15 protein-coding genes are annotated in these 19,507 nt (G+C 74.7%); 4 read left to right on the plus strand and 11 right to left on the minus strand.

From position 1 onward, the window contains the following. Positions 1-9 precede the first annotated feature (9 nt). The 9 genes from murG to rsmH all read right to left on the minus strand — a co-directional run bounded on the left by murG (position 10) and on the right by rsmH (position 11,772). On the minus strand, positions 10-1,104 hold the full coding sequence (gene murG / locus ACFYZR_RS01235; RefSeq protein ID WP_391903157.1) for an undecaprenyldiphospho-muramoylpentapeptide beta-N-acetylglucosaminyltransferase: 1,095 nt from the start codon (positions 1,102-1,104) through the stop codon (positions 10-12). Positions 1,105-1,110: 6 nt separating this feature from the next. After that, a complete protein-coding gene (ftsW, locus tag ACFYZR_RS01240; RefSeq protein ID WP_391904331.1) occupies positions 1,111-2,478 on the minus strand; it encodes a putative lipid II flippase FtsW in 1,368 nt (455 codons plus the stop codon). A gap of 126 nt (positions 2,479-2,604) precedes the next feature. Continuing rightward, positions 2,605-4,047 carry a UDP-N-acetylmuramoyl-L-alanine--D-glutamate ligase gene (murD, locus tag ACFYZR_RS01245; RefSeq protein ID WP_391903160.1) on the minus strand — a complete coding sequence of 481 codons (1,443 nt, stop codon included), beginning with the start codon at positions 4,045-4,047 and terminating at the stop codon, positions 2,605-2,607. Continuing rightward, positions 4,029-5,093, minus strand: a complete 1,065-nt coding sequence (gene mraY / locus ACFYZR_RS01250) for a phospho-N-acetylmuramoyl-pentapeptide-transferase (RefSeq protein ID WP_391903163.1) — start codon at positions 5,091-5,093, stop codon at positions 4,029-4,031. The genes murD and mraY overlap by 19 nt, the downstream gene beginning before the upstream one ends. Further along, a complete protein-coding gene (murF, locus tag ACFYZR_RS01255) occupies positions 5,093-6,514 on the minus strand; it encodes a UDP-N-acetylmuramoyl-tripeptide--D-alanyl-D-alanine ligase (protein ID WP_391903166.1) in 1,422 nt (473 codons plus the stop codon). The genes mraY and murF overlap by 1 nt, the downstream gene beginning before the upstream one ends. Positions 6,515-6,579: 65 nt before the next feature. Further along, positions 6,580-8,274 (minus strand): UDP-N-acetylmuramoyl-L-alanyl-D-glutamate--2,6-diaminopimelate ligase, encoded by a 1,695-nt coding sequence (locus tag ACFYZR_RS01260; RefSeq protein WP_391903170.1) that lies wholly within the window; start codon positions 8,272-8,274, stop codon positions 6,580-6,582. Positions 8,275-8,286: 12 nt separating this feature from the next. Then, the gene (locus ACFYZR_RS01265) at positions 8,287-10,188 is read right to left on the minus strand and encodes a peptidoglycan D,D-transpeptidase FtsI family protein (protein ID WP_391903173.1); all 1,902 of its coding nucleotides are present in this window, start codon (positions 10,186-10,188) and stop codon (positions 8,287-8,289) included. A gap of 7 nt (positions 10,189-10,195) precedes the next feature. Next, positions 10,196-10,816, minus strand: coding sequence for a septum formation initiator family protein (locus tag ACFYZR_RS01270; protein WP_391903175.1), 621 nt, complete (start codon positions 10,814-10,816; stop codon positions 10,196-10,198). Beyond that, on the minus strand, positions 10,813-11,772 hold the full coding sequence (gene rsmH / locus ACFYZR_RS01275) for a 16S rRNA (cytosine(1402)-N(4))-methyltransferase RsmH (RefSeq protein ID WP_391903178.1): 960 nt from the start codon (positions 11,770-11,772) through the stop codon (positions 10,813-10,815). Before rsmH ends, ACFYZR_RS01270 begins: the two co-directional genes overlap by 4 nt. Before the next feature lie 409 nt (positions 11,773-12,181). On the opposite strand from rsmH, the gene ACFYZR_RS01280 reads away from it, so the two are divergent. From ACFYZR_RS01280 to ACFYZR_RS01295, 4 genes are all read left to right on the plus strand, one after another. Further along, positions 12,182-12,745, plus strand: coding sequence for a beta-class carbonic anhydrase (locus ACFYZR_RS01280; protein ID WP_391903181.1), 564 nt, complete (start codon positions 12,182-12,184; stop codon positions 12,743-12,745). A gap of 203 nt (positions 12,746-12,948) precedes the next feature. Continuing rightward, a complete protein-coding gene (locus ACFYZR_RS01285; protein ID WP_391903183.1) occupies positions 12,949-13,983 on the plus strand; it encodes an AAA family ATPase in 1,035 nt (344 codons plus the stop codon). Continuing rightward, positions 13,983-15,617 carry a DUF58 domain-containing protein gene (locus ACFYZR_RS01290; protein WP_391903186.1) on the plus strand — a complete coding sequence of 545 codons (1,635 nt, stop codon included), beginning with the start codon at positions 13,983-13,985 and terminating at the stop codon, positions 15,615-15,617. Before ACFYZR_RS01285 ends, ACFYZR_RS01290 begins: the two co-directional genes overlap by 1 nt. After that, positions 15,614-17,977, plus strand: coding sequence for a DUF3488 and DUF4129 domain-containing transglutaminase family protein (locus ACFYZR_RS01295; protein ID WP_391903189.1), 2,364 nt, complete (start codon positions 15,614-15,616; stop codon positions 17,975-17,977). Before ACFYZR_RS01290 ends, ACFYZR_RS01295 begins: the two co-directional genes overlap by 4 nt. Before the next feature lie 74 nt (positions 17,978-18,051). Here ACFYZR_RS01295 and ACFYZR_RS01300 read toward each other — a convergent pair whose 3' ends face one another. Beyond that, positions 18,052-18,456, minus strand: coding sequence for a DUF3040 domain-containing protein (locus ACFYZR_RS01300; protein WP_311614316.1), 405 nt, complete (start codon positions 18,454-18,456; stop codon positions 18,052-18,054). 236 nt (positions 18,457-18,692) lie between these two features. After that, positions 18,693-19,448, minus strand: a complete 756-nt coding sequence (locus ACFYZR_RS01305; RefSeq protein ID WP_391903193.1) for a methyltransferase — start codon at positions 19,446-19,448, stop codon at positions 18,693-18,695. Between the last annotated feature and the right edge of the window lie 59 nt (positions 19,449-19,507).

Consider the following 19,507-nt stretch of genomic DNA (forward strand, 5'->3'; position numbering starts at 1 on the left):
TACGGGCCGTCAGCCCGCTCTGCGTGCGGCGATCGCCTCGTACACCATGCCGACCAGCAGCTCGTCGGCGTCGCGCCGGCCGAACTCGGCGGCGGCCCGGGACATGTCGTACAGCCGGTGCGGATCGGACAGCACCGGAAGCACGTTGGACGTCACCCACTCGGGGGTGAGCTCGGCGTCGTCGACCAGCAGGCCGCCGCCCGCCTTGACCAGCGGCTGGGCGTTGAGTCGCTGCTCGCCGTTGCCGATGGGCAGCGGGACGTAGGCCGCCGGGAGGCCGACGGCGGACAGCTCGGCGACGGTCATCGCGCCCGCGCGGCAGAGCATCATGTCGGCCGCGGCGTACGCGAGGTCCATCCGGTCTACATACGATACCGGGATATAGGGCGGCATTCCGGGCATGTTGTCGACGCGCGGCAGTTCGTTCTTCGGACCCACCGCGTGGAGGACCTGGATGCCGGCGCGCTGGAGGAACGGGACGACGTTCTGGACGACCTCGTTCAGCCTGCGGGCGCCCTGCGAGCCGCCGGAGACCAGCAGTGTGGGCAGGTTGGGGTCGAGCCCGAAGGCGGCCCGGGCCTCGGGGCGGACGGCCGCCCGGTCCAGGGTCGCGATGGTGCGGCGCAGCGGGATGCCCACGTAGCGGGCGTTGCGCAGCTTGCTGTCCGGGGTGGACACCGCGACGGAGGCGGCGTAGCGCGAGCCGATCTTGTTGGCCAGGCCGGGGCGGGCGTTGGCCTCGTGGACGATGATCGGCACGCCGAGCCGCTTGGCGGCCAGATAGCCGGGCAGTGCCACATAGCCGCCGAAGCCGACCACGCAGTCCGCCTTGGTGCGCTCCAGGATCTGCTCGGCGGCCTTGATGGTGCCGCGCAGCCGCCCGGGGACGGTGATCAGCTCCGGGGTGGGCTTGCGGGGCAGCGGTACGGCGGGGATCAGCCCCAGCTCGTAGCCCCGCTCGGGCACCAGCCGGGTCTCCAGGCCCCGCTCCGTGCCGAGCGCTGTGATCCCCACGGTCGGGTCCTGCCTGCGCAGGGCGTCCGCGAGGGCGAGCGCGGGCTCGATGTGTCCGGCGGTTCCTCCGCCGGCGAGTACGACATGCACCGAAATTCACCGCTCTCCGGACGGTCGCTTCTTGACGCGCCGTCTCATCGTCTTCCATCTCACCCCAGGCTGCCGCATGGCCAGCGCCGCCCGCGCACCGGGTTCGTCGCGCGCGAAGGCGATGAGCAGTCCGATGGCGAACATGGTCGGCAGCAGGGCGGACCCTCCGTAGGAGAACAGCGGGAGCGGGACACCGGCGATCGGCAGCAGTCCGAGCACCGCACCGATGTTGACCACGGCCTGGGCCGTGATCCAGGTGGTCACACCTCCCGCGGCGTACCTCACGAAGGGGTCCTCCGTGCGTCCGGCCACGCGGATACCCGCATAGCCTAGAGCCGCGAACAGGGCGAGTACCGACAGCGTCCCCGCGAGACCCAGCTCCTCGCCGGTGATGGCGAAGATGAAGTCCGTGTGCGGCTCGGGTAGTTCACCCCATTTTTCCACACTCGCCCCGAGTCCGGCACCGAACCAGCCTCCGTTGGCCAGCGCGTAGATGCCGTGCACGGCCTGCCAGCACTGGTCGTGGTCGCCCGGGTCCGTGGCCCCGATGCACTCCAGCCGGGACATCCGGTTCGCGCTGGTCTTGATGAAGAGTACGGCGAGGGCGGCGGTGACGCCGAACACCCCGGAGAAGAGCCTGGTGGGGGCGCCCGCCACCCACAGCAGGCCGAGCAGCACCGCGGTGAGGACCACGGTGGTGCCCATGTCGCCGCCGAGCATGATCAGGCCCAGCAGCAGGAAGGTGACGGGCACCAGCGGCACCAGCAGGTGCTTCCACTGGGTGAGGAGCTTCTTGGAGTGCTTGCGGGCCAGCAGGTCGGCGCCCCACAGCACGAGCGCGAGCTTGGCGAACTCGCTGGGCTGCATCTGGAAGGGCCCGCCGAGCGAGATCCAGTTGGTGTTGCCGTTGATGGTCTCGCCGATGCCGGGCACCTGGACCAGGCAGAGCAGGAAGACCGAGACGGCCAGCAGCGGGTAGGCCAGGGCGCGCAGCAGCCGGACCGGGGTGCGGGCGGCCGCGAGCAGCAGGACGGTGCCGATGGCGGCGGCCAGCAGCTGTTTGCGGAAGAAGTAGCTGGGGGCCAGGCCGTTCTGGAGGGCCTTGATCTGGGAGGCGGAGTAGACCATCACCAGGCCGAGCACGGTGATCAGCAGGGAGCCGCCGAGCACCAGGTAGTACGCGGTCAGCGGCCGGTCCCAGGCGCGCCTGGCGCGGGCGTGGAGGCCCCGCAGGCCGCCGCCCCGGCCGCCGGGGGGCCGCCGGGGCGCGGGGGCGCGCCCGGCCCCGCCACGGGCCGCCGGGCGGGGCCGTACGGACCGGGAGCCCGCCGCGGTCCCGCGCAGGGCCGTCCACACGCCGGCCGGCGTCAGCATGTCGTCCGCGTGCATCCGGGTCGCCCCTCCGCTGTCTGCCGCGCCGTCCGGCCGCGTCGCCGGGGCCGGATCGCCGCGCTTGTCGGTAGCTGACGGGCGCGGCGCCCGGCCGCGGGGACCGGCGGGCTACGCGTCCTTGCCGCGGCCGGCCGCCAGGGCCCGCACCGCTTCGGCGAAGGCCTCGCCGCGCTCGTTGTAGTTGGTGAACATGTCCATCGACGCACAGGCCGGGGCCATGAGGACGGTGTCCCCCGGGCCGGCGAGCCGCGCCGCCTCACGGACCGCCTCGGCCATCGCCCCAGTGTCGGTCCGGTCGAGGTCCACCACCGGCACATCCGGGGCGTGTCGCGTCAGGGCTTCCCTGATCAGCGCCCGGTCGGCCCCGATCAGGACGACTCCGCGCAGCCGCCCGGCGGCGGAGGCGACCAGTTCGTCGAAGGTGGCGCCCTTGGCGAGGCCGCCGGCGATCCACACGATCGACCCGTACGCCGCGAGGGAGGCCTGGGCGGCGTGGGTGTTGGTGGCCTTGGAGTCGTCCACGTAGGCGACGCCGTCGACGTCGGCGACGTGGGCGATGCGGTGGGCGTCGGGCCGGAAGGCGCGCAGGCCGTCCCGGACGGCCGCGGCCTCCACGCCGAAGGCGCGGGCCAGGGCGGCGGCGGCCAGGGCGTTGGCGATGTTGTGCGGCGCCGGCGGGTGGACGTCGGAGACCTCGGCCAGCTCCTGGGCCTGCTGGTGGCGGTTCGGAGCGAAGGCGCGGTCGACGAGCAGGCCGTCGACGACGCCGAGCATGGAGGGGCCGGGGGCACCGAGGGTGAAGCCGATGGCGCGGCAGCCCTCCTCGACGTCGGCCTGCTCCACCAGGCGCTCGGTGCGCGGGTCCTCGACGTTGTAGACGCAGGCGATCGTGTTGCCCTCGTAGATCCGGCCCTTGTCGGCGGCGTAGGCGCGCATGGAGCCGTGCCAGTCGAGGTGGTCGGGGGCGAGGTTGAGCACGGCCGCGGAGTGGGCGCGCAGTGAGGGCGCCCAGTGCAGCTGGTAGCTGGAGAGCTCGACGGCGAGGACGTCGTGGGGCTCGTCGCCGAGCACCACGTCGATGATCGGGGTGCCGATGTTGCCCACGGCGGCCGTGCGCAGCCCGGCGGCCCTCAGGATGGAGGCGAGCATCTGCACGGTGGTGGTCTTGCCGTTGGTGCCGGTGATCGCCAGCCAGGGCGCGGCGTCCGGGCCGCGCAGCCGCCAGGCGATCTCGACGTCGCCGACCACGTCCACGCCCGCCTCGGCGGCGGCCGCGAAGAGCGGGCTGTCGGGCCGCCAGCCGGGCGAGGTGACGACGAGGTCGGTGCCCTCGGGCAGGGTGTCCGCGTCGGCGAGGCGGACGGTGATCCCGGCGGCCTCCAGGGCGGCCGCGCGCTCGCGCAGGGCCTCGCCGTCGCCGCCGTCGACGACGGTGACCCGCGCGCCGAGGCCGGCCAGGGCGCGGGCGGCGCTGACGCCGCTCACGCCGAGGCCGGCGACGGTGATGTGCTTGCCGCTGAACTCTGCGGTGCTCACTTGATGGCCAACCATCCGGCGTAGAAGATTCCGAGTCCGACGGCCACGCACAGGCCCTGGATGATCCAGAAGCGGACCACCACAAGGACCTCGCTCCACCCCTTGAGCTCGAAGTGGTGCTGGAGCGGGGCCATCCGGAAGACGCGCTTCCCGGTCATGCGGAACGAGCCGACCTGGATCACCACGGACATGGTGATGAGGACGAACAGACCGCCGAGGAGGGCGAGCAGCAGCTCCGTGCGGGAGCAGATCGCCAGGCCCGCGAGGGCGCCGCCGAGGGCGAGCGAGCCGGTGTCGCCCATGAAGATCTTGGCGGGCGAGGTGTTCCACCACAGGAAGCCGAAGCAGGAGCCCATCAGGGCCGAGGCGACCACGGCGAGGTCGAGCGGGTCGCGCACCTCGTAACAGGCGGCGCCGGCGGTGAGCGAATTGCCGCACCACTGGCCGTGCTGCCAGGTGCCGATGAAGACGTACGCGCCGAAGACCATCACGGAGGCGCCGGTGGCCAGGCCGTCGAGGCCGTCGGTGAGGTTCACGCCGTTCGACATCGCGAGGATCATGAACAGCGCCCAGATCACAAAGATCACGGGGCCGACGGACCAGCCGAAGTCCTGGGTGAAGGACAGCCGCGTGGAGGCCGGGGTCTGGCCCCGGGTGTCGGCGAACTGCAGCGCGAGGACGGCGAAGGCGATGCCGACGATCAGCTGGCCGGCCATCTTCGCCTTGGCGCGCAGACCGAGGCTGCGCTGCTTGACGATCTTGATGTAGTCGTCGAGGAAGCCGACCAGGCCCATGCCGGCGGTCAGGAAGAGCACCAGCAGGCCCGAGGTCGTGGGCGCCTTGCTGGTGATCACCTTCGTCAGGGCGTACGCGATCAGCGTGGCCAGGATGAAGGCGATGCCACCCATGGTGGGCGTGCCCTTCTTCCCGGCGTGGCCGCGGGGGCCGTCGTCGCGGATGAACTGGCCGTAGCCCTTGCGGGCGAGGAACTTGATCAGCAGCGGGGTGCCGATGAGGGTCAGGAACAGACCGATGACACCCGCGAAGAGGATCTGGTTCATCAGCCGGCGACCTCGCCGTCGACCGCGAGCAGCGCCTCGGCCACCCGCTCCAGCCCCGCCGACCGGGACGCCTTCAACAGCACGACGTCTCCCGGGCGCAGCTCACTGCGCAACAGGTCGACGGCCGCCTGCGCGTCGGACACGTGCACCGACTCCTCACCCCACGAACCCTCGTTATAGGCGCCCATCTGCAACCAGGCCGCTTCCCTGCCCCCGACTGCCACGAGCTTGCCGACATTGAGCCGGACGACCAGCCGTCCGACCGCGTCGTGCTCGGCGAGTGACTCCTCGCCCAGCTCGGCCATCCGACCGAGTACTGCCCACGTCCGTCCACCCCTAGCCCGGGCGGCTTCGCCCATCGCGGCCAGCGCGCGCAGCGCCGCTCGCATGGATTCGGGGTTCGCGTTGTAGGCGTCGTTGACGATCGTCACGCCGTCCGCGCGCTCGGTGACCTCCATCCGCCAGCGGGAGAGCTGGCCCGCCCCGGAGAGCGCGGCGGCGATCTCCGCTACGGGCATGCCCAGCTCATGGGCGACGGCGGCCGCGGCGAGCGCGTTCGACACGTGGTGCTCACCGTACAGCCGCATGGTCACGTCGGCGCACCCGGTGGGCGTGTGAAGCGTGAAGGAGGGGCGGCCGAAGTCGTCGAGGCGGACGTTCTCGGCGCGGACGTCGGCGTCCGGGGCCTCGCCGAAGAGGAGCACCCGGGCCTTGGTGCGGGCGCTCATGGCGCGGACCAGGGGGTCGTCGGCGTTGAGCACGGCGACGCCACCCTGCTCGGCGGCGGGCAGCACCTCGACCAGCTCGCCCTTGGCCTCGGCGATCGCCTCGCGGCCGCCGAACTCGCCGATGTGGGCGGTGCCGACGTTGAGGACGAGGCCGATGCGGGGCGGGGTGAGCCCGGCGAGGTAACGGATGTGGCCGATGCCCCGGGCGCCCATCTCCAGGACGAGGTGACGGGTGTCGTCGGTCGCCATCAGCGCCGTGACCGGCAGGCCGATCTCGTTGTTGAAGTTGCCGGGCGTCCACACGGTGGGGCCGAGGCGCTCCAGCAGCTGGGCGATCAGGTCCTTGGTGCTGGTCTTGCCGGCCGAGCCGGTGAGCCCGACGACGGTGGCGCCGAGCCGCTCGACCACGGCGCGGGCGAGGGCACCCAGTGCCTCGACGACGTCGGGGACGACGATCGCGGGTACGCCGACGGGACGGGCGGCCAGTACGGCCGTCGCGCCCGAGGCGATGGCCCGCTCGGCGTAGTCGTGGCCGTCGACGCGGTCGCCGGGCAGCGCGGCGAACAGGCTGCCGGGCCGCACCTCACGGGAGTCGATCACGACCGGGCCGGTGGCGATGAGCCCCGGGTCCGGTATGTCGTGCTGCTGTCCGCCGACGATCTCGGCGATCTCGGCGAGGGACAGTGCGATCACCGGAGGTCACCTCCTGCCGTTCGGGGGAGCTGCCGGGGGGAGGGTTGTGCGCGCATGGCGGTTGGTCATCCCTGGTCGTTCCGGTGCGTGATGGCCGCCTGACGGTGCTCGATGGCCTCGCGCAGCACCTGGCGGTCGTCGAAGGGGCGTACCACTCCGGCGATGTCCTGGCCCTGTTCGTGGCCCTTGCCCAGGATCAGGACGGTGTCGCCGGGTTCGGCGCGGGCGACGGCGGCGGCGATGGCGGCGGCGCGGTCCTCCATCAGGAGGACGGTGCCGCGCTCGGCGGCGGGCACCTCGGCGGCGCCCGCGAGCATGGTGGCGAGGATCGCGAGGGGATCCTCGGAGCGGGGGTTGTCGGAGGTCAGCACGGCCGTGTCGGCGAGGCGGGCCAGCGCGCGGCCCATGGGGGCGCGCTTGGTGGTGTCGCGGTCGCCGCCGCAGCCGAGCACGGCGTGGACGCGGCCGCTGCCGACCGCGCGCAGGGCGTGGAGAACCGATTCGACGGCGTCCGTCTTGTGGGCGTAGTCGACGACGGCCAGGTAGGGCTGGCCCGCGTCCACGCGCTCCAGCCGGCCGGGGACGCCGGGGACGGCCGCGACGCTGTCGGCGGCCGCCTGCGGATCCGCGCCGGCGGCGACGAGCGCGACGATCGCGGCCAGGGCGTTGGCGACGTTGAACGGGCCGGCGAGCGGCGCCTTGGCGGTCACACGGACGCCCTCGGGGCCGAGCACGGTGAAGGCGGAGTCGAACGGGCCGATCTCGACGTCGACGGCGCGCCAGTCGGCGTCCGCGCGGCCCTCGGCGGAGAAGGTGATCACCGGGACCTCGGACTCGCCCGCGGCGAGGCGGCGGCCGTACTCGTCGTCGGCGTTGACCACGCCGAGGCGGCTGCGCTCCTTGGTGAACAGCTCCGCCTTGGCGGCGAAGTAGTCCTCCATGCCCGAGTGGAACTCCATGTGCTCGGGGCTGAGGTTGTTGAAGACGGCGACGTCGAAGACGCAGCCGTCGACGCGGCCGAGCCGCAGGGCGTGGCTGGAGACCTCCATGGCGACCGAGCGGACGCCGCGCTCGCGCATCACCGCGAACAGCGCCTGGAGGTCGGTGGCCTCGGGGGTGGTGCGCTCCGACTTGATCCGCTCGTCGCCGATGCGGGACTCCACGGTGCCGATCAGGCCGGTGGGGCCGCCCATGGCGCGCAGGCCGCCCTCGATCAGATAGGCGGTGGTGGTCTTGCCGGAGGTGCCGGTGATGCCGACGGTCAGCAGCTCGTCGGCGGGCCGGCCGTAGATCGTGGCGGCCAGGGCGCCCATCCGGTCGCGCGGGGCGGCCACGGTGAGCACGGGCAGGCCGGTGGCGGCGGCGCGCTCGGCGCCGGCCGGGTCGGTCAGCACGGTGGCGGCGCCGAGGCCCGCGGCCTGCGCGGCGAAGTCCGCGCCGTGGAAGCGGGCGCCGGGCAGGGCGGCGTAGACGTCTCCCCGGCGGACGGCGCGCGAGTCATGGGTGATCCCGGTGACCGCGACGGCCTCCGCGCCCTCGGGGGCGGTGATGCCCAGCTGAGCGGCCAGCTCCGTGAGGGGCACGGGGCTGACCCGGGTGGGGCGGGGCGCTCCCGGGGACACGGCGGGCGCGTCCTGGGAGGTGGTGTGGGACTGATCAGCGTGGGGCACGGCGGTGAGCGTACCGGGCGCACCCGCCTCGTCGCGAAGCGAGGGGCGTCGCCGGCCGTGGTTCCCCGGGTCGGGAGTGATCGTCGTCACGGCGGGCCCGGCTCACTCGTAGGTCACCGGCAGCCGCGGCGGCCGGGTGCCCGACGGGGGCACCTGGAGGGTCTTCAGCGCGAACTCCATGACCTGCTTGAAGACCGGTCCGCAGACCTGGCCGCCGAAGTAGCTGCCCTTGGTGGGGTTCTGGATGGCGCAGTAGACGGTGATCCGGGGCTGGTCGGCGGGGGCGAAGCCGGCGAAGGAGGCGGTGTAGCCGTGGTAGCGGCCGGTGGTGGGGTCCACCCGGTTGGACGTGCCGGTCTTGCCGGCGACCCGGTAGCCGGGGATCTTCGCCTTGGTGCCGGTGCCCTCCTGGTCATCGACGACCGACTCCAGCATCTCCGACAGCTGCCGGGCGGTCTTCTCGCTGATCACGCGGGTGCGCGGGGAGGTGTCGGCGGGGGTGAAGCGGCCGTCGGGCCCCTTGAAGCCGCGCACCAGGGAGGGCTGTACGCGCTCGCCGCCGGCCGCGATGGTGGAGTAGACGGAGGCGGCCTGGACGGCGTTGAGCGACAGGCCCTGGCCGAAGGGGATGGTGTAGGCCCGCGAGGACTTCCACTCCCCCGGCCTGGCCAGCAGACCGGGCGTCTCGCCGGGGAAGCCGAGGCCGGTGGGGCGGCCGATGCCGAACTTGCGGAGGTAGGTGTAGAGGACCTGGTTCGCCTCCTCCCGGGTCTTGCCCAGCTGCTCGCTGGCGAGGATCGTGCCGATGTTGCTGGACTTGGCGAGCACTCCGTTGAGGGTCAGGTGCCAGGTGGGGTGGTCCACGTCGTCGGCGAAGGCGCGGTCGGCGCGCGGCAGCCGGTTGGGGACCTCCACATGGGTCTCGGGCGTGGCGACGCCCTCCTCCAGCACCGCGGCCATCGTCATGATCTTGCTGACGCTGCCGGGCTCGTAGGCGTCCTGGAGGGCGGCGTTGCCCAGCGCGGAGCGGTCGGCGTGCTCCAGGTCGTTGGGGTTGTAGCCGGGGGCGTTGGCCATGGCCAGGACCTCGCCGCTGCGGGTGTCCTGGACGACGACGTAGCCGCGGTCCGCGCCGGACTCGCGCACCTGCTTGGCGACGGCGTTCTGGGCCGCCCACTGGATGTCGCGGTCGATGGTGAGCTCCACGTCGGAGCCGGGCACGGCGGCCTGTTCCTTCATGTCGCCGGTGGGCACCTGCCGGCCGCCGGACTGGGCGTAGACGCGTTTGCCGTTCTTGCCGGCGAGGGTCTCCTCCAGCTGGGCCTCCAGGCCGCCGCTGCCCCGGCCGTCGCCGTTGACGAAGCCCAGCAGGCCGGCGGCCAGGTCACCGTTGGGGTAGACGCGCTTGCTGTGCGACTCGCGGTTCACCCCGGCCAGGACGTTGGCGCCCTGCTTGCGGCGGGCCTTCTCCGCCTGCGCCTTCTTCAGCTCCGAGATCTTCTTCCAGACCTGCGGGGTCTGCCGGCGGGCCAGCACGACGTACTTCGACTTGGGGTTGGCGGTGAGCTTCTCCTCCAGCACGGCCGCGTCCTCGCCGAGGACGGGGGCCAGCAGCCGCGCGGCCTGCCCGGCCGCGCCCTCGGCCTTGATCCGCTCGGGGGTGAGCAGGTCGGGGGCGGCGGTGATGTCGTAGGCGTCGACGGTGGTGGCCAGGTCCACGCCGGTGCGGTCGGTGATGGCGCCGCGCTCGGCGGCCAGCGTCACCGGGATGTAGCGGTTGACGTTGGCGCGGGCCGCGTAGGCGCTGGCGTCGACGGCCTGCACCTGGAGCAGCCGGACCGTGAAGACCAGCAGGACGAGCGTGAGCCCCACGCCGATCGCCCGCAGCCGGGGCCGGGGGTTGCCCAGCCGCAGGGAGCGGTCACCGGGACGGGGGCGGGCCGGCCGGGCGACGGGGCGCGCGGGCCCGGGAACCGGGCGGCGGGGCTGCCTGGGCGCCGTCACGACTCACCTACCTGACCTGTTGGGGGTTCCCGCCCACCGGGGCCGGGGGGAGGGCCGGGTTGGGACGTGCCGGCGCGGGGGCGTCGGCGGGCCGCCGGTCGGCCGGGGGCCGCACGGGGGCCTGCGCCGCCGGGGAGGGCGCGTCCCCGCCGCGTAGCACGGCGGGCGGCGGCCCGGGGGTGGCCGCCGGGGCGACGAGGGGGTCGGGGGCCAGCGGGGGCAGGCCACGGGGCTCGGGGGGCGCGAAGGCCGCCGGGTCGGCGGGGTTGGCGGTGGTCGCCGGGGCGGGGGCGCCCTTGACCGTGCCGTCGGGCAGCAGGAAGGCGGGGCTGCCGCCGGGGATCATGCCCAGCTCCCGGGCGCGGCGCTCCAGCGCGTCCGGGGCGGCGAGCTGGTCGACGTCCTGCTGGAGCGCCTGCTGTTCGTCGGTCAGCTCGGTGGTGGTGCGCTGGAGCCGGCTGAGCTCGAAGGAACCCTGGTTCAGGGAGGAGTTCAGCAGCAGCAGCGAGATGAGGCCGGAGCCGAGGAGCACCACGACCAGCAGGACGAACGGCGTGCGCTTCGCTCCCGCGGGCCCGGTGGGCAGCAGCCGCACCAGGCGGCCGCCCCGGCGTCCGGCCGGGCTCACCGGACGTCCTCGCGGATGCGCTCGGCGCCGCGCAGCCGCGCGGGGGCGGCCCGCCGGTTCTCGGCGATCTCCTCCTCGGTGGGCAGCTCGGCACCGCGCGTCAGCAGCTTCAGGCGCGGCTGGTAGCGCTCGGGCACCACCGGCAGCCCGGGCGGCGCGGTGCTCGTGGCGCCGGCGGCGAAGACGCTCTTGACGATGCGGTCCTCCAGCGACTGGTAGGACAGCACCGCGATCCGGCCACCGACGGCCAGGGCCGCGACGGCGGCCGGGATGGCCGCCTCCACGCTGGCCAGCTCGGCGTTGACCTCGATGCGCAGCGCCTGGAAGGTGCGCTTGGCGGGGTTGCCGCCGGTGCGCTTGGCGGCCTGCGGCAGGGCGTCGCGGATCAGCTCGACGAGGCGGGCGCTGTTGCTGAAGGGCTCCTTCTCCCGCTCGCGGACGATGGCCGAGACGATGCGTTTGGCCTGCTTCTCCTCGCCGTACTGGCGCAGGATGCGCACCAGCTCGCCCGGCGGGTAGGTGTTGAGGACCTCGGCGGCGCTCATGCCGGTCGTCTGGTCCATGCGCATGTCCAGCGGGGCGTCCTGCGCGTAGGCGAAGCCGCGGTCGGCCTCGTCGAGCTGCATGGAGGAGACGCCGAGGTCGAAGAGGACGCCCTGGACCTTGGGGATGCCGAGGCGCTCCAGCACCTCGGGCAGCTCGTGGTAGACGGCGCGCACCAGCGTGGCGCGGTCGCCGTAGGGGGCGAGCCGCTCGCCGGCGAGCGCGAGCGCGGTGGGGTCGCGGTCGAGGGCGACGAGCCGGGCGTCGGGGAAGGTCTTCAGCAACGCCTCGCTGTGCCCGCCGGCGCCGAGGGTGCAGTCGACCACGACGGCTCCGGGCGCGGTCAGCGCGGGGGCGAGCATGTCCAGGCAGCGCTGGAGCATGACGGGGACGTGTCGCGCGTTGCTGCTCATGCGCCCTTCTGAGATATGGGGAGGCGCGGCGCCGCGTACCGCCGGGTCCCCGCCCGCTCGAAGGGGAACGGACGTTCCGGCGCCGGGGAAGTGACGCCGGGCGACCGGGAGCGGGAGGAGGCCGAGGGGTACGTACGCACCGTGCCACGTGGTGGTTCTTCGGTTCCGGGGAGCGTTCCGGGGAGCGTTACGCCTCCCACTTCGCGCCACTTTAGTCCACTCCTCCTCGCGGTCAATCAACCGGCCGGTGCGTGCGCGTCCCACCCCCCGCGCGGCGGGGACCACCCGGCGGAACGACCGGCTCCGGGCGGTGGCCGGCGGGGCCGGTGAACGGCCGGTTACCGGGCGCTGCCCTGGTCAGGGACGCCCGCGCGTGCGCGGCGGCCGGTCAGCGGCTACGTTCATCCCTATGCCGATATCCGCGTCACCGTCGCACACGCCCGGCCCCGGCCAGGGCCGTACGGGCACTCCGGAGCCCACCGTCACCGACCGGCTGGTACAGGCCAACGCCCAGTACGCGGCCGCGTTCGCCGACCCGGGCATGGACGCCCGGCCCGTGCTGAAGGTCGCCGTGGTCGCGTGCATGGACGCCCGTCTCGACCTGCACGCCGCCCTGGGCCTGGAGCTGGGCGACTGCCACACCATCCGCAACGCGGGCGGGGTCGTCACGGACGACATCATCCGTTCCCTCACCATCAGCCAGCGCGCCCTGGGCACCCGCTCGGTCGTGCTGATCCACCACACCGGCTGCGGTCTGCTGGACCTCACCGAGGACTTCCGGCACGAGATCGAGGCCGAGGTCGGCCAGCGGCCGGCGTGGGCCGTGGAGGCGTTCAAGGACCTCGACCAGGACGTCCGCCAGTCCATGCAGCGGGTGCGGACCTCGCCGTTCCTGCCCCACCGCGACGACGTGCGGGGCTTCGTCTTCGACGTGACGACCGGCCTGCTGCGCGAGATCGACCCGCGCCCCTGACCGCAAGGCCTGTGGACAACTGGTGCGGCGCGCGCCGCACCAGTTGTCCACAGGCGGTGACGCCACGCCGTGCGGGCGGCCAGAATGCGTAGGGACGCCCGGCCGCCACACGGCCCCGGGTGCCACAGCGGGGTGGGCCGGGCCGTGCGCCGCCGGAGGTTCCGGCGGGCCCCCGGCCCTGGTGAAGGGCCGAGGAGGGCCGGGTGACGACCTATGACGAGCGAGCCAGCCATGGGAGTCCGCCCGCTCCGGCGGAGCCGGGGGGAGCGGCGGGGCTGACCGCCACCGCGGAGCGGGTGCGCCGCTCGGTGGAGAGCGTGATCGAGGGCAAGCCGGAGGTCGTGCGGCTGGCGCTGACCGTGCTGCTCGCCGAGGGGCACCTGCTGATCGAGGACGTGCCGGGCGTGGGCAAGACGATGCTCGCCAAGGCGCTGGCGCGGTCCGTCGACTGCTCGGTGCGGCGCATCCAGTTCACCCCCGACCTGCTGCCCTCCGACATCACCGGCGTGAGCGTCTACGACCAGCAGCGCCGCGACTTCGAGTTCAAGCCCGGCGCGATCTTCGCGCAGATCGTCATCGGCGACGAGATCAACCGCGCCTCGCCCAAGACGCAGTCGGCGCTGCTGGAGTCGATGGAGGAGCGCCAGGTCACCATCGACGGGCACACCTATGAGCTGCCCAGCCCCTTCATGGTCGTGGCCACGCAGAACCCGGTCGAGATGGAGGGCACGTACCCGCTGCCCGAGGCCCAGCGCGACCGCTTCATGGCCCGGGTGTCCATCGGCTATCCGGGCCCCGAGGCCGAGCTGCGGATGCTGACCACCCACGGCGGGCTCTCCCCGCTGGACGACCTCCAGCCCGTCGCCCACGCTCACGAGATCGCCAAGCTGATCGACGCGGTCCGCGCCGTGCACGTCACCGAGTCCGTGCTGCGCTACGCGGTGGACGTGGTCGGCGCCACCCGGCAGCACCCCGAGCTCAGACTCGGCGCGTCGCCGCGCGCGACACTGCATCTGCTCCGGGCGGCGAAGGCCGCGGCCGCGCTGGCCGGGCGGGAGTTCGCCCTGCCCGACGACGTCCGGGCGCTGGCGGTGCCGGTGCTCGCCCACCGGCTGCTGCCCACGGCGCAGGCCCAGCTCGGCCGGCGCACCGCCGAGCAGATCGTCGTGGACATCCTGCGGCGCACCCCGCTGCCCGACCCGTTCGGCCAGCAGCAGCCGGGCGCCCGGCGGCTGTGATGCCCGCCCCGGGCGGCCCGCCCGACGACGGGGAGGCGCGCGGCGGGGAGGCCCGTGACAGGGAGGCGCGCGACGGCGAGGCGCGCGGCGGGCTGTGGGCGGCGTTCGGCGGGCTGACCACCCGGGGGCGCTCCTTCCTGGCGGCGGGCGTGGCCGCGGCGGCCTGCGCCTATGTGCTGGGCCAGGAGAATCTGCTGCGGGTGGGGCTGCTGCTGGCCGTGCTGCCCGTGGTGTGCGTGGTGGTGCTCCACCTCACCCGGCACCGGGTCACCGGCAGCCGCCGTCTCGCGCCCGCGCGGGTGCCCGCCTCCGCCGAGGCCCGGGTGAGCCTGCGCGTCGACAATGTCTCGCGGCTCCCCACGGGCCTGCTGATGCTCCAGGACCGGGTGCCCTACGTGCTGGGCCCGCGCCCCCGCTTCGTGCTGGACCGGATGGAGCCGGGCGGGCGGCGCGAGGTCTCCTACCGGGTCCGCGCCGAGCTGCGCGGCCGCTACCCCCTGGGCCCGCTCCAGCTGCGGCTGACGGACCCGTTCGGGATGTGCGAGCTGACCCGGGGCTTCAGCGCGTACGACACCCTGACGGTCGTGCCGCGCGTCGACCGGCTACCGCCGGTGCGCCTGGGCGGCGAGGCGGCGGGCCACGGCGACGGCCGGTACCGCGTCCTCGCCCTCGCCGGGGAGGACGACGTCATTCCGCGTGGCTACCGGCACGGCGACGATCTGCGCCGGGTCCACTGGCGCTCCACCGCCCGCTACGGCGAGCTGATGGTGCGCCGCGAGGAGCGGCCGCGGCGCGCGCACTGCACGGTGCTGCTGGACACCCGGGCCGTCGGCTACGAGGGCGCCGGGCCCGACTCCCCCTTCGAGTGGGCCGTCTCGGGGGCGGCCTCGGTGGCGTCGCACCTGCTGGAGCGGGGCTTCACCCTGCGGCTGCTGACCGACACGGGCAGCTCACTGCCGGGCCACGACGCCCCCGGCGGCTACGCGAGCGCCTCCCCCGACCCGTCCGGCGCCGCCGGCCTGATGCTGGACGCCCTCGCCGTGATCGACCATTCCGAGGGCACCGACCTGTCCCCCGCCCACGAGGCGCTGCGCGGCGCCGGCGGGGAGGGCCTGCTGGTGGCGTTCCTCGGCGACCTGGACGAGACACAGGCCGTGCTGGCCGCCCGGATGCGCCCACGCGGCGGCACGGCGGTCGCCTTCGTCCTGGACGCGGCCGCCTGGGCGGGCGCCCCCGAGGCCGCCCCGGCCCGGCGCGCGGCCGACGAGCGGCTGCGTGTACTGCGCGACGCGGGCTGGACGGCCCTGCCCGTCGCCCCGGGCACGGCGCTGCCCGACCTGTGGCGGCTGGCGGCCGCGCCGGGCCCCGCGGGCGGCGGGCAGGGCGGCCCGTACCTCGCGGGCGCGTACGGCGTGCCGGGCGGCACGACGGCCGGTGGCGGAGCACCAAAGGCGGCGGATGCCGGCGCGGCGGGCGCGGGCGCGCCCGGCGCGGTCGGCGCCGCGATGCCCGGCGGCAAGCCATCCGGGGTCGACGGCGCGGGCCCGGCGGGCGCCACGGGCGCGGGCCCGGTGCGTGGTGAGGTGAAGCCCGGCGGCGGAGCCGGTGGGCGGGCGGCGGGGGGCCCGGGGTGAGCGGGCGGGTGCGGTTGGCGGTTTGCGGGGTGCTGGCCACGCTGGGGGCGGCCTGCGCGATGCTGCCCCTGGTCGTCCGGACCGTCTGGATCCTCCAGGCCGCGCTCCTGCTGTGCGTCCAGACGGCGGTCGGCGTGGCGGCCCGCCGGGTGCCGCTGGCCCGGTGGCTGACGGTCGCGGCGCAGGCCCTGGTGGCCCTGCTGCTGCTCACGCTCGTCTTCGCCCGCGAACGGGCCCTCGGCGGGGTGCTGCCGGGCCCCGACGCCTTCGAGGAATTCGGCCGACTGCTGCGGCAGGGCGTGTCCGACGTCGGGCAGTACGCCATCCCCGCGCCCGCGACGCCGGCCATCCGGCTGCTGCTGATCGGCGGCGTCCTGCTGGTCGGGCTGGTGGTGGACGCCCTGGCGGTCACCTTCCGCGGCGCCGCCCCGGCGGGCCTGCCCCTGCTCGCGCTCTACTCGGTCGGCGCCGGGCTGTCCAAGGGCAGCGCGGACTGGCTGTGGTTCCTCGCGGCGGCGGCCGGCTATCTGCTGCTGCTCCTGGCCGAGGGCCGGGACCGGCTCGCGCGCTGGGGCAGAGTGTTCGGCGGCGCCCCGCCGGGCGCCGCCGCGGGCCTCGCGGCGGGCGGCGGCCCGGCCCTGGCCCCGGTGCGCACCGGGCGGCGCATCGGGGCGCTCGCACTGGGGCTCGCCCTGGCGCTCCCGGTCGCGCTGCCCTCGATCGACGGCGGGCTGCTGGCCGCGCGCGGCACGGGCGAGGGCCCCGGCTCCGGGGGCGGCACCATCTCCGCGGTCAACCCGCTGGTGTCGCTCCAGAACAGCCTCAACCAGCCGGAGAACCGGGAGCTGCTGCGCTACCGCACGTCCGCGCCGTCCGTCCAGGACCTGTACCTGCGCATCGTCGCCCTCGACCGGTTCGACGGTGCGTCATGGCGCGCCTCCGAGCGGCGCATCACCGATGTGCCCGACCCGCTGCCCACCCCCGCCGGCCTGGCCGCCGGGGTCCGTACGACCCGGATCGGCGTCTCCGTCGCGGCCTCCGACGGCTACGGCCAGAACTATCTGCCCCTGCCGTATCCGGCCGAGCGGGTGCGGGTCCCGGGCCAGTGGCGGTACGAGCCGGAGGGCCGGGCGCTGGTCGGCGACCACGGCCAGACCACGCGAGGCGTGCGCTACCAGGTGTCGGGGCTGCTCGTGGAGCCGACGTCCGCTCAGCTCGCGGCCGCGCCCGCGCCCCCGGAGCAACTGCTGCGCGAATACACACGGGTGCCCTCCGTGATGCCCAAGGTCGTGGCGGACACGGCCCGGAAGGTGACCGCCGGGGCCACCGACTCCTACCAGCAGGCGGTGAAGCTCCAGGACTGGTTCGCCGCGAGCGGTGGCTTCCGCTATGACACGGAGGTGCGTTCGGGCAGCGGCCCCGACGCCATGGCGCGCTTCCTGGAGGAGAAGCAGGGCTTCTGCGTCCACTTCTCCTTCGCCATGGCCGCCATGGCGAGGACGCTGGGCATCCCCGCGCGCGTGGCGGTCGGCTTCACCCCGGGCACCCCGCAGCCGGACGGCACGGTGTCGGTCGGCACCAAGGACGCCCACGCCTGGCCCGAGCTGTATTTCGAGGGCGCCGGGTGGACGCGGTTCGAGCCCACGCCGAGCCGTGGCACCCCGCCCGAGTACACGGTCGCGCAGGCTCCTTCCGCCCCCGACCCGGGCGTCCCGGCCCCGGAGCCCGGCCGGACCAGGGCGCCGCAGCCGGCGCCCTCGGCGAACGGCGGCTGCCCGCCCGAGCTGAAGAAGCTCGACGGCTGCCCCGGCGCCGTCCAGCGGGCGGAGACCGCCGAGGTCTCCGGCGGTACGTCGCCGCTCGCCCTGGCCGGCGTCCTCGTGGCCGCGCTGGCCGCCCTGCTGCTGCCCGCGCTGCCCCACCTGTGGCGCAGACGGGCCCGCGCCCGGCGGCTCGACGGCCGGGCCGGCCCGCGCCCGCTGGCCGCCTGGCGCGAGCTGACCGACTCCGCGTGGGACTACGGCATCCCGCCGGACGACTCCCTGACCCCCAGGATGGCGGCGGCCCGCATCGTCCGGGACGCGCGGCTGGCCGGGCCGCCCGCGGAGGCGGTGGGGCGGCTGGCGACGGCGGTCGAGCAAGCGCTCTACGCCCCGTCGCCCCCGCCGGCCGAGGCGGCGGCCGGCGCCGATGTCGAGGCCGCCCGGGCGGGCCTGCGGGCCTCGGCGGGGCGCTGGGCGCGGATGCGGGCCGTCGTGGCGCCGCGGTCGGCGGTGCGGATCGTCTGGGCGTGCGGGACGGCCCGGGCTAGGGCCGGGGCGCGGCTGCGGCGGGCCGTTCCCGAGCGCCGGACGGGCTGAGACCGGCCCCCGGATACATGTGGGGCCAGGACGTCCGTCCTGGCCCCACATGTCACGTGTAAAGACAGAGCAGGCTAGTGCCCCTGCTCATCCCGTCGTCGCTGCCACCGCTGTTCGATGCGGTCCATCATGCCGCGCCGGCGGCCGACCGGCCGCCGTGCCATACCGGCGGGCCCGCCGGGCCCGCCGACGCGCCGGACACCGGGCCTGGGCGCCTTGCGCCACCCCGTCACCGCGAGGACCGCGCAGCCCAGCATGACGAGGAAGCCCGCCACGCTGATCCAGATCCGCTGGGTGACCATTCCGGCCATGAGGAGCGCGATGCCCACCAGAAAACCCGCGACCGCCTGGTAGACCCGTCGCCGGGTGTACGTGCGCAGGCCGCTGCCCTCGAGCGCCGTGGCGAACTTGGGATCTTCGGCGTACAGCGCTCGCTCCATCTGCTCGAGCATGCGCTGCTCGTGCTCCGAGAGCGGCACGGAGTCCTCCTACTCGTCGGTCGCGGGGGGCGACCGGGTGCGACCCTTTCAGGATAGGCAGGGAATCGCCCCCGTGAAACCCGCCCCTCTGCGCCAATTCGGCCACCGGCCCCGGTGTGGCGATCGATGCCGTCGGGACGTACATTCCCTGCCTGCCGATCGGCCATGCCGGACGGTGTCCCCCGATCATACGGGGCGAACGAGCTGATCGGGTGGGGTCCGCCCGAGGGGTGGAGTCAGTCCCGCTCGGCCAGGACGTGCAGCTGCGTGGCGATGGAGTGGAAGGCCGGCAGTTCGGCGGCGGCGGCCTCCAGTCGCAGCAGGGCGTCCAGCGCGCCGGGCTCGTGGTCGACGAGCACGCCGGGCACCAAGTCGGCGAAGACGCGCACGCCGTGCACCGCGGAGACCTCCAGGCCCGCGTCGCCGACGAGGCCGGAGAGCTGCTCGGCGGTGAAGCGGCGGGTGACCGGGTCGCCGGCGCCCCAGTGGCCGGAGGGGTCGGCGAGGGCCTGGTGGGCCTCGGTGAAGTGCCCGGCGAGGGCGCGGGCGAGCACGGCGCCGCCGAGGCCGGCGGCGAGCAGGCTGAGGGTGCCGCCCGGGCGGAGCGCCGCGACGACGTTGCGGACACTGTCGGCGGGGTCCTCGACGTACTCCAGCACGCCGTGGCAGAGCACGACGTCGAAGCCGCCGCGGTCGACGACGTCGAACAGGCCGTGGGCGTCGCCCTGGACACCGCGCACCCGCTCGGCGACCCCGGCCTCGGCGGCCCTGCGCTCCAGCGCGAACAGCGCGTTGGGGCTGGGGTCGACGACGGTGACGTGGTGTCCGAGCCGGGCGAGCGGCACCGCGAACTTGCCGGAGCCGCCACCGGTGTCGAGGATCTCCAGGGCCTCCCGGCCGGCGGCCTTGACCCGGCGGTCGAGGGCGTCCTTCAGGACATCCCAGACCACGGCGGTACGGAGGGACGCCCGGGGGCGCAGCGGGTCTGACACGGCGGGTGACTCCTCGGCGGGTGACTGACGTCGGGCGGCACCAGCCTAATGGGCCGGGG

The organism is Streptomyces sp. NPDC001678 (assembly GCF_042892945.1).
Taxonomy (GTDB): Bacteria; Actinomycetota; Actinomycetes; order Streptomycetales; family Streptomycetaceae; genus Streptomyces.